The following is a 15,466-nucleotide window of genomic DNA, read 5'->3' as shown; positions in this document are numbered from 1 at the left end:
CCTGGCAAGTAGTGCCGGCCCCTGGCCGGCTCCCCTTGTACCTCGCACCGCCAGCGCCGGCCAGCGGCCGGCACTACCGGACCTCTAACCGCGCAGGATCTCGATCACCGGCGCGACCTGCTCGCCGCGATCAAGCTGCCCACCGACACGTTCCAATGCATCGGCCAGCACCGCCGCATCGTCATCACGCAGCGTGGCATGGCCAACCTTGCGCCCGTCCCGAGCCTGCTTGCCGTAATCGTGCCAATGGCCGCTGGCCTGGGCGAGCACGGCGTTGGCCTCCGGCATCTGCCCGATCCAGTTGAGCATGCAGGCATGACCCAGCATGCGCGTATCGCCCAGCGGCAGGCCCAGCACGGCGCGCAGGTGGTTTTCGAACTGCGAGGTCTCACTGCCTTCGATGGTCCAGTGGCCGGAGTTGTGCACGCGCGGGGCCATCTCGTTGGCCAGCAGCTCATCGCCACGGCAGAACAGCTCCAGCGCGAACACGCCGACATAGTCCAGCCGCTCGGCCAGGGTGCGCGCGTAGCCGATGGCCGCCTCATGCTGGGCCGCCGACAGCTGCGCCGGGGCCAGACTGGCCGAGAGCACGCCATTGACGTGCCAGTTGCCGGTGATCGGCCAGGCGCGGAACTCGCCATCCTGCGCCCGTACCGCCACCACGCTGACCTCGCGATCAAAGGCGACGAAACCTTCCAGAATCAGGCCGGTCTTTTCGACCTGGCTGCCGAGGGTGTCCCAGGCCGCGTCGATATCGGCGGCGCTGCGGATCCGGAACTGGCCCTTGCCGTCATAGCCCAGGCGGCGGGTCTTGACGATGCAGGGCATGCCGAACTCGGCGACCTTGGCGGCCAGTTCGTCACGGCTGCGGATATCGGCGAAGGCTGGCAGCGGGATGCCCAGCGACTGGAACAGGGTCTTCTCGCTGAGCCGGTCCTGGGCCACGGCCAGCGCATCCGGATGGGGATGCACCGGCACGCGCTCGGCCAGGAACTTGGCGCTGCGCGCCGGAACGTTCTCGAAATCGAAGGTCACCACGTCCACGCGGGCGGCGAACGCGGCCAGGGCCGCCTCATCCTCGAACGCGGCCACCTGCAGTGGCGCGACCTGGCCGCCACAGGCATCGGCGGCGGGGTCGAACAGCTCGAAGCGCAGCCCCATCGGCGCGCCGGCCAGGACCATCATGCGGGCCAGCTGACCGCCGCCCAGAATGCCAACGGTCCTGACGCTCATTGACGCGGGTCGTCGTGGGCCATGACGTCTTCGGTCTGGCGGGCGCGGAAGGCCTCCAGCGCCTCGCCGATCGCCGGCTGGTCCGAGGCCAGCATCGCCGCGGCGAACAGCGCCGCGTTGGAGGCGCCGGCGTTGCCGATGGCGAAGGTGGCGACCGGGATGCCGGCCGGCATCTGCACGATCGAGAGCAGCGAATCCATGCCGTTCAGGGCCTTGGACTGCACCGGCACGCCCAGCACCGGCACGGCGGTCTTGGCGGCGATCATGCCCGGCAGGTGCGCGGCCCCGCCGGCACCGGCGATGATCGCGCGCAGGCCACGCTGGCCCGCCTGCTCGGCGTAGGTGAACAGCACGTCCGGCGTGCGGTGCGCCGAGACCACTTTCACTTCATAGGGAACACCCAGCGAATCCAGCTTCTGGGCGGCGTGCTGCATGGTTTCCCAATCCGAGCGGGAACCCATGACGATGCCGACGAGCGGCGCGGTTTGGTTGAGGGTCATTGGCCGTCACCTGCCTTAAAGACGTATTCTAGCCGTCTTCCACGCAAGACGAAGAATCCATGGATCGCAAGCTGCTCGACCTCCTGTGCTCGCCCGATACGCGCCAGCCCCTGTCCCTGCTCGATGCCACCGGCCTGGACGCGCTCAACCGCGCGATCGGCAGCGGCGCCGTGCTCAAGGCCGATGGCAGCCCGCAGGCGCAGACGCTGCGCGAGGCCCTGCTGACCCGCGACCGCAAGCAGGTGTTCCGCGTGGACGATGGCATCCCGGTGCTGCTGGCCGAAGAGGCCATTGCCACCGCCCAGATCGCCGATTTCCCGGAAAAATGAGCCACCTCCCCGTGCCGGCCCCCGAGGCCGCCCTGGTGGCCGCCGATGTGGCCCGTGCACTGGCCGAGGACATCGGCAGCGGTGATGTCACCGCCGCCCTGCTCCCGGACCGCCCCGACACTGCCTACCTGCTGTGCAAGCAGGACGCGGTGATCGCCGGCCGCCCCTGGTTCGATGCGACCCACAGGGCGCTGGATCCGCAGGTGCGGATCGACTGGCGCGTGGCCGAGGGTGACCGTGTCGCCGCCGGCACCGTGCTGGCCCTCCTGCAGGGCCGCAACCGCAGCCTGGTGAGCGCCGAACGCACTTCGCTGAATTTCCTGCAGACCCTGTCGGGCACGGCGACCACCACCGCGCAGTACGTCGCGGCGGTGGCCGGCACCGGCGCGCGGATCCTGGACACCCGCAAGACGCTGCCCGGGCTGCGCGTCGCGCAGAAGTACGCGGTGCGCTGTGGCGGCGGTGACAACCACCGCCTGGGCCTGTTCGACACGGTCATGCTCAAGGAAAACCACATCCGCGCCGCCGGCTCGCTGACCGCGGCGGTGCAGGCAGCGCGCGTGCAGTGGCCGGCGTTGCCGCTGGTGGTCGAGGTTGAAGACCTGGACCAGCTGCGCGAGGCGCTGGAGGTGGGCTGCACCCGCATCCTGATCGATGACTTCGATGCCGCCACCCGGCGCGAGGCCGTGCGCATCGCGGCCGGGCGGATTCCATTGGAAGTCTCCGGCAGCGTCGGCCTGGACGGGCTGCGCGCGATCGCCGAGGACGGCGTGGACTGCGTCTCGATCGGTGGGTTGACCAAGCACGTGCAGGCGATCGACCTGTCGTTGAAACTGGGCCCGCCCCCCGGCTGAAGCGCGTGCCGATCCGCGGGCGATGCCTCCCCGCTTTCACGGTATGGGCAGATGCGGTCTGCGAGGCTGCGTCTGCCCCCATCTGGATTGCACGCATGCGCTGCCTGCCGCTTCTCGCCTGCCTGTCTCCCCTGCTCGCGCTGCTGCCGCTCCAGGCATCCGCAGCCGAGGTCTGCGATGTGCCACCGCGCTTCGGGCTCAGCCCGGTGGCGATCAACATCGTCCGGACTGCCTGCACTGAACATCGCCTCTGGTATCGGCCCTTCATCGACCGCGATGGACGCGCGGCCAGCCTGAGCGTCACCGAAGCCGAGGACGTCCACCTGGCCGACAACGGCCTGGTCGCCTGGCAGCGCGTGGTCGGCTACTGGCGGCAGAGCGGAACGTTGTCGCCGATGGGAAGCCAACCCGGCGCATCGAGCTGCATGGCCCCGCCGGGTACGCGCTATACCGATACCGATTGCCGTGCTTTCCTGATCGACAACCCATGGTCGGCGGCCTTCATCTCATGGGTGATGACCCGCGCCTCGGTACCCGGCTTTACCCGTTCGCCCCGACACATCGACTATATCCGGGCCGCCTTCCAGAACAGTGGTCCGTACCGCATGGCCGATCCCGCGCAGGAGAAGCCTGCACCCGGCGACCTGCTGTGCTACCTCCGCGACCGGCGTGAAACGCTGAGCTACAGCGGCCTGGTCCAGTCGCTGTCCAACGGCTCGGTCACGCACTGGAAATCGCACTGCGAAGTGGTCATCGCGGCCAACATGGGCGGTGACCGCACGCTGTATCTGATCGGCGGCAACGTCATGAACACCGTGGCGATGCGCAAGCTCTCGCTGGACCGCAGTGGCCGGATCGAGCTGCCGCCGGCCAAAGCCACGGCGAGCGACGGCATGGACCTGGGCTGCACGCCCGGCCGCGAAGAGGAGTGCAGCTTCAATCGCCAGGATTGGGCCGCCCTGCTGAAACTGGTGGCCACCGCGCCCGCGCCGATGCCGACGGTCACCCCGGACCCGGTGACCCCGCCCGCTGCCGGTGCTGGTGCCACGGCACCGCCGATGGCATCGCCGGCGTCCCAGGCACCGATGCGGGCCCCCACCGTGGTGCCGCCCCGCCCGCCGGTCCCGCCACCCCGCACACCCTGATCTTGATGGCGTATGGCTTGATCCGCGCCGCGTTCGTCGCCATCTTGGAGTCACCGACCTCCCTGACCGCGCCGAGTCACCGATGCCCAGTTTGATCCTGTTGATGATTGCCGGCGCGTTCGCCTACGCCTTCTGGAATTCCTCGCGTGCCGCCGCCGAACGCGCCGGCGTGCTCGGGCGCAACGCCTGCCGCGCAGCCGACGTGCAGTGGCTGGACCAGAGCGTGCATGCCACCGGCCTGCGCGTATGCCGCAAGGACAATGGCTGGCTGGGCTGGGAGCGCACCTTCAAGTTCGAGTACTCGCACGATGGCGTGGACCGCCACAGCGGGCGCATGGTGCTGCGCGGCGATCAGCTGATCACCTTCGTGGGGCCGTCGGCGGCGCGGATCAGCGAGATCCGGCGCGATATCGATACCCGCGACGCCGAAGACGTCTGACCCCGGTAGAGCCGACCGTTGGTCGGCTGCCGTTGGCCGTGGCCGTCAATGGGCGTGGAGAGCAGCCGACCAACGGTCGGCTCTACCGGGTCGTTGCCGTTGATGGGCGCGGAGAGCAGCCGACCAACGGTCGGCTCTACCCATGAAAATGGCCGCCTTGCGGCGGCCATCGTGTGTCTTATTTGACCACCCGCAGATGCGGGCGACCGCTGGGCTTGGGCGGTGCGTCGTCCGGCGGGGTCGGTGAATCGTCCGGCGGCAGCTCGTCGTCCGGGCCCGGCTCATGGCCAGGGATGTCATCGGGCAGCGCCATGCCCTGCCCGGTCTCGCGGGCGTACACCGCCAGCACGGCCGAGATCGGCACCTGCACGGGGTAACTGGTGCCGGAGAAACGGGCCGAGAAGCTCACGCTCTCATTGTCTATATGCAGGCGTACCACGGCGCGCTCGGCGATGTTCAGCACGACGCGACCGTCCTTGACCGCGCTCTGCGGAACCTGCACGCCGGGCATGCCGGCGTCGACCAGGATGTGCGGCGTCAGGTCGTTGTCATTGATCCATTCCACCAAGGCCCGCAACAGGTACGGGCGGTGGCTGGTCATGCGAAAAGTGTCTTCTGTCATGTGGTAGAGCCGAGCCGTGCTCGGCTGCTCTTGATCCGGATTGCCTGATGCAAGTGTACGCGCCCGCCTACCCGCAGGTCAGCCATGGCGCGTACCGGCACCGCGATTTCGTTCAGTACAGCCGTGCCGCACGCGGCGCTCGCCCCTGCCGATCAGACCGGCAGATCGCGCAGCTTCTTTTCCTGATCGGTCAGGCTGCGGATGAAGCCCGGATGCCGGAAAATGCGGTTGCCGTAGTCTTCGATCGATTTGCCATCCTTCGGCAACGGCACGTCCAGCGCCTGCAGCCGCCAGATGATCGGCGCCATCGCGCAGTCGGCCAGGCTCATTTCCGGATTGAGGAAGAACTTGCTGGCCTTGAACAGCGGCACCGCGCTGGTCAGCAGTTCCTTGAGACGTTTGCGCCCGGCCTCGGCCTGGGTCTTGTTGCCCAGCTGGATGGCCTGCACCTGCGGCACCCAGTCGTGTTCGATGCGCAGCATCGCCAGGCGGATGCGGGCCCGCGAGAGCGGATCGACCGGCATCAGCGGCGGGTGCGGATAGCGCTCGTCCAGGTACTCGCTGACCACCGAGGCCGCGTACAGCACCAGCTCGCGTTCCACCAGGGTGGGCACGGAGTGATACGGATTGAGATCGATGAGATCTTCGGGCGGGTTCTGCGGGTCGACCGGCACGGAGTCATAAGTGACGCCCTTGGCCGCCAGTACCAGCCGTACGCGATGGCACAGGACATCGTCGTTCGAGGAAAACAGCGTCAGGGTATTCCGCATGCGTACGCTCGCCGCCATCAAAGGCTCTCCAACGTCCGGTAACCGCCGGTCGTATCGGCGCCGCCAGCCCATTGCTGACGGTCGTCACAGTACCCGAGTGTGCAACCGCACATCACAAAAGCCAATAGGTCGATCGTCCCACGTGGGGAACGATCGCCGCGGGAAGGCGCCGGACCGCTCAGTGGACGTCCTTCCAGTATTCCTTCTTGAGCAGATAGGCCAGGAAGGTCAGCAGCGCCAGGAACAGGATCACCCATACCCCCAGCTTCTGCCGCTTCAGGGCGGCCGGCTCACCGGCATACTCCAGGAAATTGGTGATGTCGCGCACCGCCTGATCGTATTGGCCGGCATCGATGTTGCCGGGCTGTTCGATCTTCAGGCCGACCACCGGCGGGTCTTCGCCGGGGTTCTCCGGCTTGCCGTGCACGGCGTGCTGGAGCCCCTGCATTTCCCACAGCGGGTTGGGCATGGAGGCATTCGGGAACACGGTGTTGTTCCACCCCAGCGGACGCGTGGGATCGAGGTAGAACGACTTGAGGTAGGTGTAGACCCAGTCACTGCCCCGCACCCGCGAGATCAGGCTCAGGTCCGGCGGCATCTTGCCGAACCACTTTTCCGCCTGCGCCTTGGGCATCGTCACCGGGATCGGCTCACCGACCGGCGTACCGGTGAAGTTGAGGTTGTTCATGACCTCTTCTTCGCTCAGCCCGAGATCGGCGGCCATGCGCGAGTAGCGCAGGTATTTGAGCGCGTGGCAGCCCGAGCAGTAGTTCATGTAGAGCTGTGCGCCACGCTGCAGCGACGCACGGTCGCTGAGGTCGTTGCCGGCCTGCAGGGTCTTGGCACCTTCGGCGGCATCGGCCACCGCGACACCGAGCATCAGGGCGGCCGCGCAGGCCAGCCGGACAATCCAGTGGTCAGTCATGCGTGGTCACCCGGTCCGGTACCGGCTTGGTCCTGTCCAGCTTGGTCCATAGCGGCATGGTGATGAAGAAGGCGAAGTACAGGAAGGTCAGCACGCGTCCGATGTAGGTCTCGTGCGCATCCGTACCCGGGCCGGAGCCGATCACGCCCAGCCACACGAAGCACACCGCGAACATGCCCAGCAGACCGCGCGAGAGCAGGCCGCGGTAGCGGTAGGACTTCACCCGCGCGCGATCCAGCCACGGCACCAGGAACAGGATGGCGATCGCCGAGAACATCACGATCACGCCGCCGAGCTTGTTGGGCACCACGCGCAACATCGCGTAGTACGGGGTGTAGTACCAGACCGGCTTGATGTGCTCGGGTGTCACCAGGCGGTTGGCCTCGGTGAAGTTGTCGTGCTCCAGGAACAGGCCGCCGAAGGCCGGCGCGAAGAAGATGATGAAGGCGGCGATGATCAGCAGGAAGCCGGCGCCGACCGCATCCTTGAGCGTGTAGTACGGGTGGAAGGGGATGCCGTCGGTAGGTGCGATGGCCGACCAGCGGTTGCCCTTCGGCCCCTTCTTGATCTCCACGCCGTCCGGGTTGTTGGAGCCCACCTCGTGCAGCGCGCCCAGGTGCAGCACCACCAGCAGCAACAGCACCAGCGGCAGGGCGATCACGTGCAGGGCGAAGAAGCGGTTGAGGGTGGCGTCGCTGGGGAGGTAGTCGCCCATGATCCATTCGGTCAGGCCGGTGCCGATCACCGGGATCGCACCGAACAGCGAGATGATCACCTTCGCGCCCCAGAACGACATCTGGCCCCATGGCAATACGTAGCCCATGAAGGCTTCGGCCATCAGCACCAGGTAGATCAGCATGCCGAGGATCCAGACCAGCTCGCGCGGCTTCTGGTAGCTGCCGTAGAGCAGCCCGCGGAACATGTGCAGGTAGACCACGATGAAGAACAGCGAGGCACCGGTGGAGTGCATGTAGCGGATCAGCCAGCCCCACTCCACGTCCCGCATGATGTATTCGATGGAGGCGAACGCTTCGGCCGCGTTCGTCTTGTAGTGCATCGTCAGGAAGATGCCGGTGACGATCTGGTTGACCAGGATCAGCAGCGCGAGCGAGCCGAAGTAGTACCAGATGTTGAAGTTCTTCGGCGCGTAGTACTCGGTGACGTGCTTGCGGTAGACCGGCATCAGGCCCGGCGCGCGGGCGTTGACCCAGTCGGCGACGCCGGTGGCGGTGCGGGAAAGGATATTGGCCATGATCAAGCCGCCCCCTGCGGATCAACGCCGATGATGATGGTGTTGTCGTCCTGGTAATGGTGCGGCGGCACCAGCAGGTTGATCGGTGCCGGAACATCCTTGAACACGCGACCGGACATGTCGAAGCGCGACTTGTGGCAGGGGCAGAAGTAGCCTCCCTTCCACTGGGGGTCGTAGGGCTCGGGGCGGATCTCGGCGACCATTTCCGGCGAACAGCCCAGATGGGTGCACAGCCCGACCAGCACCGAGACCTCGGCCTTGATCGAGCGGAACTCGGGATTCTGCTTGAGCACGTACTCGGGCTGCTGTTCTTTCTCGCCCGACTCGGGATCCTTGAGGCGGCCGTCCAGCCCGTGCAGCGCATCGAGGATGGCCTTGGAGCGTTTGACGATCCAGATCGGCTGTCCACGCCACTCCATGACCAGACGCTGGCCTTCCTGGAGCGCACTGATGTCGGCAATCACCGGGGCACCGGCCAGTTTGGCGCGGGCGCTGGGATTCCAGGACTTGATGAACGGTACCGCTGCAAATCCGACGCCGACCGCTCCGACCACCGCAGTGGTTGCTGAGAGAAACCGCCGACGTCCAGTGTTGACTGGATCGTTTACCCCATCGTTGGCCATCCGGCACTCCGATATTGATTTAGGTAGCTTGAGGCTGCCAGCAGACCGGTGGGGGCCAGTCCACATTGAATCAGCCGCGAGTGTAGCTGAACCGAAGTCGGCCACACAACGCGGTCCTACGGAACGACATTACCCCGACAGTACGGCATCAGGCACCACCGGCGCCATGGGTCATTGATGGCTGGCCACGGCGCCGCGGTAGCGGTCGGCCAACAGAGCCACCCGCTTCACGTAATACTGGGTCTCGCTGTAAGGCGGCACGCCACCATGGCGGTCGACCGCGCCCTCGCCGGCGTTGTAGCCCGCCGCGGCCAGGGTGAGATCGCCGTTGAAGCGCTTGAGCAGCCAGGACAGGTACTGCACGCCGCCGCGGATGTTCTGCGAGGCATCGAAGGAATCGCTGACCCCGAAGCGGCGCGCGGTTGGCGGCATCAGCTGCATCAGCCCCTGCGCGCCGGCCCGGCTGAGCGCGGTCGGGTTGTAGGCCGATTCGGCATGGATGATCGCGCGGACCACCGCCTCTTCCACCCCGAACTCGCGGGCCGCAGCGGCGATCTCGCTCTGGTAGGCCGTGGTGTTGAGCCGTACCGAGCCGAAGTTGACCGCCGGGTTGGCGCCACAGGCGTAGCAGCGCTCGATGAAGCTGTAGTGGATGGTGCGGACCTGGCCAAGGCTGGCGACCCCACTCGGGCGTGCGCTGGTGTAATGGCGCACGCCGTCTTTCATATAGGCGTACAGCTGGCCACTGCGGACCTTTCCAGCCTTGTTGCCAGCCGCCGCCGGGGCGGAGGGCGCGGTCAGCACCGTGGCCGGGACGGGGGACGGTGCCGGGGCCGGGTTGATCGCAGTCGCCGCGGTGGCGGTATCGGCCCGGGCCGGCGCTGGCGCCGCGCGGGCGATCGGGGCCGCCGGGGCCGGCGCGGGCGGCGCTGCCACGGCCCGGCGAGGCGCCGCGCCGCGGTCGGGCCGGTAGCTGCTGATCACACTGCAGCTGGCCCCGGCCACGCGCTTGCTCACATAGCTGGGAATGCCGTCGCTGCCAACACACTTGTACAGGGTGCCCGCACTGGCCGGCATAGCGGTCAGCGCAGCCAAGGCCAGCGCAGCGATCCCCAACATCCCCTTCATGAGCGGGAGTGTCCCCAATTCCCCGGGGATTGCCAAGGGGGGCGCCCGACCCGGCTACAATGGCCTGCTCACCGCAGCCAACCGGCTGCCTGCCCGCCCACCCGACTGGAATAAGCGCCATGACCGGGACGCCAGCTTCGACCGCGCCGACTTCGGCCGGTTCTGCCCTGCCTGCCTCCGCTCCGCCCAGCTCCGCCCCCCGCCCCGACCTGCTCCCCCTGCCCGGCGCCAAGCCGCAGGTGAACGGTCCGGTGCGCGGCAAGCTGTACATCAAGACCCACGGTTGCCAGATGAACGAGTACGACTCGACCAAGATGGCCGACGTGCTCGCCGCCGCCGAAGGGCTGGAACTCACCGACGACCCGGCCGAGGCCGACGTGTTGTTGATGAACACCTGCTCCATCCGCGAGAAGGCCCAGGAGAAGGTGTTCAGCCAGCTCGGTTACTGGAAGGCGCTGAAGAACAACGGCCGTGGCGTGATCATCGGCGTCGGCGGCTGCGTGGCCTCGCAGGAAGGCGAAGCGATCATCAAGCGTGCCCCGCACGTTGACCTGGTGTTCGGCCCGCAGACCCTGCACCGCCTGCCGGAGCTGATCCGCCAGCGCCGGGAATCGGGCCGGTCGCAGGTGGACATCAGCTTCCCGGAGATCGAGAAGTTCGACGCCCTGCCCGAGCCGCGTGCCGAGGGGGCCTCCGCATTCGTGTCGATCATGGAAGGCTGCTCGAAGTACTGCTCGTTCTGCGTGGTGCCCTACACCCGCGGCACCGAGGTCAGCCGCCCGTTCGAGGACGTAGTGGTGGAAGTGGCGCAGCTGGCCGCGCAGGGCGTGCTGGAAATCAACCTGCTCGGCCAGAACGTCAACGCCTACCGTGGCCCGTATGGCGACGGCGAGTTCGCCGACCTCGGGCTGCTGATCCGCACCATCGCCGAGATCGACGGGGTCGGCCGGATCCGCTTCACCACCTCGCACCCGCTGGAGTTCAGCGACTCGCTGATCGATGCCTACCGCGATGTGCCGCAGCTGGCCAACTTCCTGCACCTGCCGGTGCAGGCCGGCAGCGACCGCGTACTCTCGGCGATGAAGCGTGGCTATACCGCGCTGGAATTCAAATCCAAGATCCGCAAGCTGCGCGCGGTGCGCCCGGACATCTCGATCAGCTCGGACTTCATCGTCGGCTTCCCCGGCGAGACCGATGCCGAGTTCGAAAAGACCATGAAGCTCATCGAGGACGTGGGCTTCGACCAGAGTTTCTCATTCATCTATTCGCGCCGCCCGGGCACGCCGGCTGCCGATCTGGAAGACACCACCACGGATGCGGAAAAGCACGCGCGCCTGTCGCGCCTGCAGGCCCGGATCAACGAGCAGGCGGCGGCCATCTCCGAAAAGATGGTCGGCACCGTGCAGACCGTGCTGGTGGAAGGCCCCTCCAAGCGCAACCCGAACGAGCTGACCGGCAAGAGCGAGAACATGCGCTCGGTGAATTTCCCGGGGCACCCGCGCCTGGTCGGCCAGTTCGTCGATGTGGTGATCACCGAGGCGTACAGCAATTCGCTGCGCGCGCGGATGGTGACGGCGGACTGAGCAAGGCATCGCGCGCGCCGGACCACGGCGCGCCCCCGGCGTGACGCTTTTTTGATCACGCCATCAGACCCGTTGTCGCACTAGGGCTGCGCGCAGCTATCCACAGCTTGCTGCACCGGCACTGCACAGGCGATGTGGAAAAGTAGCGGCGGCCCGACACCCGCGCTACCCTGTTCTCCCTTTCCCAGCTTGCGGCCCGGTCGGCTGGACCGGCGGCCGCCGGACGCAATGACCGCACTCGCACAACGCGACTTCACCCTCACCCCGGAAGACAACGAGCGCCTGGCCAACATGGCCGGCCCATTCGACGAACATCTCCGCCAAGTGGAACTCAAACTCGGCGTGGAAATCGCCAACCGTGGGCACGTGTTCCGCGTGACCGGCCCCAAAGCCGTGGTCGCCGATGCTCAGGCCCTGATCGAAGCGCTGTACGCCGAAGCCGGCGACGTGGTGTTCGACAGCCACGCCATCCACCTGCGCCTGAACCAGGCCAACGTGGAGCAGGTGGCAGAACGCGCCTACGAGGCCCAGGAGGTGGCGATCAAGGTCAAGCGCGGCACCGTGCGCGGCCGGGGCGCCAACCAGGCCCGTTACCTGCACCAGATCACCACCCATGACATCAACTTCGGCATCGGCCCGGCCGGTACCGGCAAGACCTTCCTGGCCGTGGCCAGTGCGGTGGAAGCGCTCAACGAAGCGCGCGTGCAGCGCCTGATCCTGGTCCGCCCGGCGGTGGAGGCCGGCGAAAAGCTCGGCTTCCTGCCCGGCGACCTGAGCCAGAAGGTGGACCCGTACCTGCGCCCGCTGTACGACGCGCTGTATGAAATGCTCGGCGTGGAAAAAGTGATCAAGCTGCTGGAGAAGAACGTCATCGAGATCGCGCCGCTGGCCTACATGCGCGGGCGCACCCTCAACGATGCGTACGTGATCCTGGATGAAGCGCAGAACACCACGGTTGAACAGATGAAGATGTTCCTGACCCGCCTGGGCTTCGGCTCCACTGCGGTGGTCACCGGCGATCTCACCCAGACCGATCTGCCCAAGCACGTGAAATCCGGCCTGCGCGATGCCATCGAGGTCCTGCGCGATGTCGAGGGCGTGAGCTTCACCTTCTTCGAAGCGCGCGACGTGGTCCGTCATCCGCTGGTGGCGCGCATCGTCAGCGCTTACGATCGCCGCGATCTGCAACAGGTCCAACCCGGAGCGAACCCATGACCCGTGGTCCCGTACGCCTGGACGTCGCCATCAACTACGCCCTGCCCCGCGCGGGTCTGCCCTCGGCGGTGAGCTTCCGCAAATGGGTGGCCGCGGCCCTGAAAGGCCGCATCCGCGAGGCCGACCTGGCCATCCGCCTGGTCGATGCCAAGGAAGGCCAGTCCCTGAACCGGCATTACCGCGGCAAGGATTACGCCACCAACGTGCTCAGCTTCCCCGCTGAGTTGCCGGAGGGCCTGCCCAAGGGCGTGAAGTTCCCGCTGCTGGGCGACCTGGTGATCTGCGCCCCGGTGGTTGCCCGCGAGGCCGACGAACAGGGCAAGGCGCTCAACGCCCATTACGCGCACCTGACCGTGCACGGCGTGCTGCACCTGCTCGGCTGGGACCATGAGGACGAGAAGGAAGCCGATGCCATGGAACAGCTCGAGCGCGACATCCTGGCCGAACTCGGCATCGCCGATCCGTATGCCGGCGAGCGCTGAGTCCCCCCTGCGCTGCGCTTGCTGATGTCTTCGCCATACAAGGATGTATGCCGCCATGCCGATGCCTGATCGACGCTCCGCCCTGGGCCCTGCACTGCTCGCCCTGTCCCTGCTGGCGGGGGTGTATTCCGCCCTGGGCGCGCCAGGCCTGACCGCACTGGCCCCGGCGGGGCGTGATCCCGGCGCCATCCGGATGGGCATGCTGGCGCTGTCGGCGGTGATCGCCTTGCTGTCATTGGCGCCGTCACGCAGCTGGTGGGCGGCCCGGCAACGGCGCGCGCCGTTGTCCGCGAGCTGGACCCGCCGGCTGGCGACGCTGTCAGTGGCCGTGTTCATCGGTGGCACCCTCACGTGCCTGTTCGCGGGCCTGATCCTGCCCCATCTGCTGGCCGACCCGGGCGGGGCAACGCTCACCGCCAGCGGCTTCAGCGTGGTGGCCTGGTCAGGCCTGGCGGCCGCGCTGGCCGCTCCCCTGGGGTGGCGGACGCTGTATGCCTGGTCGCGGCGCGATGGTGCCCGACCGGCCCAATCGGCGACCTTCCGTGCCCGGCCGGTGCAGGTCGCCCTGCTGTTCGTGCTGGCCGCCGCCTTCGCACTGGTATTCGGGCGCGGGCTGGTCGCCTCCACCGCCGGCGCCCCCGCGCTGATCCACCTGGGTGCGGTGGTGCTGCTGCTGTGTGCGGCGGGGATCGCGGTGGTCACCTTCACCGCCACCGTGCGCTGGCTGCTGCGCCGTCGCTGACGGCCTGCCATGGCGGGCCGCCCCCCGCTATGATCGACGCCGCGTCCGTGCGCTGCACGCCTTTGTTGATGGACCTGTTCCGATGACCCCGTTGCGACCTGCCTGCCTGGCCCTGCTGGCCGTGCTTTCCGCCCCGGCCTTCGCCGAAGCGCCACCGCTGGACCTGCCCGCCCTGATCGAATGCCGCCAGCGCGTGAGCGACTACGAGGCGGTGGCCCCGGTCGTGGCCGACCCGCTCAAGGCAGTCGCCAACGGCCTGCAGCCGCTGCCGCAGACCAACCAGTTCATGACCGAATTCCGCCTGGCCGCGCCGATCACGGTGTTCGGCGAGCGCGCCGAGTACATCGCCGTCGCCGGGGCCAGCATCATGGCCATCCTGGACCTGGCCGACCCGCGCCCGCTGGCCAAGCGCCTGGCCCTGGAAGACGGCGTGGACACCCCCCAGAAATTCATGGCCGGGCGCGAGCTGGTCAGCCGCGACGTGACCGACCCGCGGACCGGCGAGGCCCTGATCGAATCGGTGATCCTGAGCCTGTCCACGGTCAAGTCGCACCCGGGCAAGACCCTGGCCGGCTGCACCTACAGCCTGGACCTGCCGCCGGAGGAGGAAACACCGCCGGCCAGCCCCACCGCGGCCCCCTCGCCGGGCGTGAACCCGGCGGCGGCGAGGCGCTGACAGGCCCTCGCATCCTGATAGACTAAATCCAACGCCCGGCCTGCCGGGTGCCTTTTTTCCAGAGATGTCTGAAGACGACAGTAGTAGCTCCGCGCAGGAGCACAATGAAAAGAAGCGCAGCTGGCTCGAACGCCTGACCTCTGCCTTCTCCGGCGAACCCCACACCCGCGACGAGCTGGTGGCGGTACTGCACACCGCGCACGAAGACGGCCTGATCGCCGCGGACACGCTGCGGATGATGGAGGGCGCCATTTCGGTGGCCGAGCTCACCGTCGGCGACGTGATGATCTCGCGCTCGCAGATGGTCTCCCTGCCGGTCGAAGCCCCCTTCCTTGAACTGATGAAGCAGGTGGTCGAATCCGGCCATTCGCGCTTCCCGGTGCACGGCGACAACAAGGACGACATCCTCGGCATCCTGCTGGCCAAGGACCTGCTGCGCGGCGTGGTCGCCGACAACGGGCCGGCCAACATCCGTGAGCTGCTGCGCCCGGCGGTACTGATCCCCGAGGCCAAGAAGCTCAACGTGCTGCTGAAGGAGTTCCGGCTCTCGCGCAACCACATGGCCATCGTGGTGGACGAGTACGGCGGTGTCGCCGGGCTGGTCACCATCGAGGACGTGCTGGAGCAGATCGTCGGCGAGATCGACGACGAGCATGACGAGGCCGAGGACCACACCTCGCAGATCGCGATCCAGGCCGATGGCCAGTACGTGGTCGACGCGTTGACCGCGATCGAGGATTTCAACGAGCGCTTCGGCGCCACCTTCCCCGACGATGACTACGACACCATCGGTGGCCTGGTCACCGAGGCGATCGGGCACCTGCCCGAAACCGGCGATGAGCTCACCCTGGACCGCTTCGTGTTCCGGGTGGCGCGTGCCGATGCCCGCCGCGTGCAGGCGTTCCACGTGACCGTGCTGCCGCCCGACACCCACAACGAGGATTGACC

The 15,466-nt window shown here is 67.5% G+C and carries 18 protein-coding genes; 10 read left to right on the top strand and 8 right to left on the bottom strand.

The window, feature by feature from the left end; genetic code table 11:
• Positions 1-84 precede the first annotated feature (84 nt).
• Together NJD74_RS05950 and purE are read right to left on the bottom strand one after the other, a co-directional pair.
• On the bottom strand, positions 85-1,233 hold the full coding sequence (locus tag NJD74_RS05950) for a 5-(carboxyamino)imidazole ribonucleotide synthase (protein ID WP_070470687.1): 1,149 nt from the start codon (positions 1,231-1,233) through the stop codon (positions 85-87).
• A complete protein-coding gene (purE, locus tag NJD74_RS05945) occupies positions 1,230-1,733 on the bottom strand; it encodes a 5-(carboxyamino)imidazole ribonucleotide mutase (protein ID WP_019186188.1) in 504 nt (167 codons plus the stop codon). Before purE ends, NJD74_RS05950 begins: the two co-directional genes overlap by 4 nt.
• Positions 1,734-1,792: 59 nt before the next feature.
• On the opposite strand from purE, the gene NJD74_RS05940 reads away from it, so the two are divergent.
• The 4 genes from NJD74_RS05940 (at position 1,793) to NJD74_RS05925 (ending at position 4,500) form a co-directional block, all read left to right on the top strand.
• Positions 1,793-2,062 (top strand): Trm112 family protein, encoded by a 270-nt coding sequence (locus tag NJD74_RS05940; RefSeq protein ID WP_019186189.1) that lies wholly within the window; start codon positions 1,793-1,795, stop codon positions 2,060-2,062.
• Positions 2,059-2,916, top strand: coding sequence for a carboxylating nicotinate-nucleotide diphosphorylase (gene nadC / locus NJD74_RS05935; RefSeq protein WP_319623843.1), 858 nt, complete (start codon positions 2,059-2,061; stop codon positions 2,914-2,916). The genes NJD74_RS05940 and nadC overlap by 4 nt, the downstream gene beginning before the upstream one ends.
• Before the next feature lie 95 nt (positions 2,917-3,011).
• On the top strand, positions 3,012-4,061 hold the full coding sequence (locus tag NJD74_RS05930; RefSeq protein WP_070470690.1) for a DUF2272 domain-containing protein: 1,050 nt from the start codon (positions 3,012-3,014) through the stop codon (positions 4,059-4,061).
• 82 nt (positions 4,062-4,143) lie between these two features.
• Positions 4,144-4,500, top strand: coding sequence for a DUF3301 domain-containing protein (locus NJD74_RS05925; protein ID WP_019186192.1), 357 nt, complete (start codon positions 4,144-4,146; stop codon positions 4,498-4,500).
• A 178-nt stretch (positions 4,501-4,678) separates the two neighbouring features.
• Here the strand turns inward: NJD74_RS05925 and NJD74_RS05920 are convergent, their stop codons facing one another.
• The 6 genes from NJD74_RS05920 to NJD74_RS05895 all read right to left on the bottom strand — a co-directional run bounded on the left by NJD74_RS05920 (position 4,679) and on the right by NJD74_RS05895 (position 9,820).
• Positions 4,679-5,122, bottom strand: a complete 444-nt coding sequence (locus NJD74_RS05920; RefSeq protein ID WP_019186263.1) for a ClpXP protease specificity-enhancing factor — start codon at positions 5,120-5,122, stop codon at positions 4,679-4,681.
• A 152-nt stretch (positions 5,123-5,274) separates the two neighbouring features.
• Complete coding sequence (locus NJD74_RS05915; RefSeq protein WP_019186262.1) at positions 5,275-5,910, bottom strand: glutathione S-transferase N-terminal domain-containing protein; 636 nt, start codon at positions 5,908-5,910, stop codon at positions 5,275-5,277.
• 160 nt (positions 5,911-6,070) lie between these two features.
• The gene (locus tag NJD74_RS05910; RefSeq protein ID WP_019186261.1) at positions 6,071-6,817 is read right to left on the bottom strand and encodes a cytochrome c1; all 747 of its coding nucleotides are present in this window, start codon (positions 6,815-6,817) and stop codon (positions 6,071-6,073) included.
• Positions 6,810-8,069, bottom strand: a complete 1,260-nt coding sequence (locus tag NJD74_RS05905; protein WP_019186260.1) for a cytochrome bc complex cytochrome b subunit — start codon at positions 8,067-8,069, stop codon at positions 6,810-6,812. Before NJD74_RS05905 ends, NJD74_RS05910 begins: the two co-directional genes overlap by 8 nt.
• 2 nt (positions 8,070-8,071) lie before the next feature.
• Positions 8,072-8,692, bottom strand: coding sequence for a ubiquinol-cytochrome c reductase iron-sulfur subunit (gene petA / locus NJD74_RS05900; protein ID WP_019186259.1), 621 nt, complete (start codon positions 8,690-8,692; stop codon positions 8,072-8,074).
• Positions 8,693-8,863: 171 nt separating this feature from the next.
• Complete coding sequence (locus NJD74_RS05895; RefSeq protein WP_319623842.1) at positions 8,864-9,820, bottom strand: lytic transglycosylase domain-containing protein; 957 nt, start codon at positions 9,818-9,820, stop codon at positions 8,864-8,866.
• Between the two features lie 119 nt (positions 9,821-9,939).
• Here NJD74_RS05895 and miaB point away from each other — a divergent pair, with 119 nt between their 5' ends.
• The 6 genes from miaB (at position 9,940) to NJD74_RS05865 (ending at position 15,464) form a co-directional block, all read left to right on the top strand.
• Positions 9,940-11,403 carry a tRNA (N6-isopentenyl adenosine(37)-C2)-methylthiotransferase MiaB gene (gene miaB / locus NJD74_RS05890; protein WP_302476393.1) on the top strand — a complete coding sequence of 488 codons (1,464 nt, stop codon included), beginning with the start codon at positions 9,940-9,942 and terminating at the stop codon, positions 11,401-11,403.
• A 228-nt stretch (positions 11,404-11,631) separates the two neighbouring features.
• Positions 11,632-12,618 carry a PhoH family protein gene (locus NJD74_RS05885; RefSeq protein ID WP_070426995.1) on the top strand — a complete coding sequence of 329 codons (987 nt, stop codon included), beginning with the start codon at positions 11,632-11,634 and terminating at the stop codon, positions 12,616-12,618.
• On the top strand, positions 12,615-13,100 hold the full coding sequence (ybeY, locus tag NJD74_RS05880) for an rRNA maturation RNase YbeY (protein ID WP_019185849.1): 486 nt from the start codon (positions 12,615-12,617) through the stop codon (positions 13,098-13,100). Before NJD74_RS05885 ends, ybeY begins: the two co-directional genes overlap by 4 nt.
• Positions 13,101-13,155: 55 nt before the next feature.
• The gene (locus NJD74_RS05875; protein WP_319623841.1) at positions 13,156-13,842 is read left to right on the top strand and encodes a hypothetical protein; all 687 of its coding nucleotides are present in this window, start codon (positions 13,156-13,158) and stop codon (positions 13,840-13,842) included.
• 82 nt (positions 13,843-13,924) lie between these two features.
• Entirely contained in the window at positions 13,925-14,518 is a 594-nt protein-coding gene (locus NJD74_RS05870) for a hypothetical protein (protein ID WP_319623840.1), read from the top strand.
• Positions 14,519-14,582: 64 nt separating this feature from the next.
• Positions 14,583-15,464 (top strand): transporter associated domain-containing protein, encoded by an 882-nt coding sequence (locus NJD74_RS05865; RefSeq protein WP_046272009.1) that lies wholly within the window; start codon positions 14,583-14,585, stop codon positions 15,462-15,464.
• Positions 15,465-15,466: the final 2 nt, after the last annotated feature.

Source organism: Stenotrophomonas sp. RG-453, from assembly GCF_033843685.1.
GTDB classification, from domain to species: domain Bacteria; phylum Pseudomonadota; class Gammaproteobacteria; order Xanthomonadales; family Xanthomonadaceae; genus Stenotrophomonas; species Stenotrophomonas bentonitica_A.
This window is presented reverse-complemented; position numbering and strand designations above follow the sequence as displayed.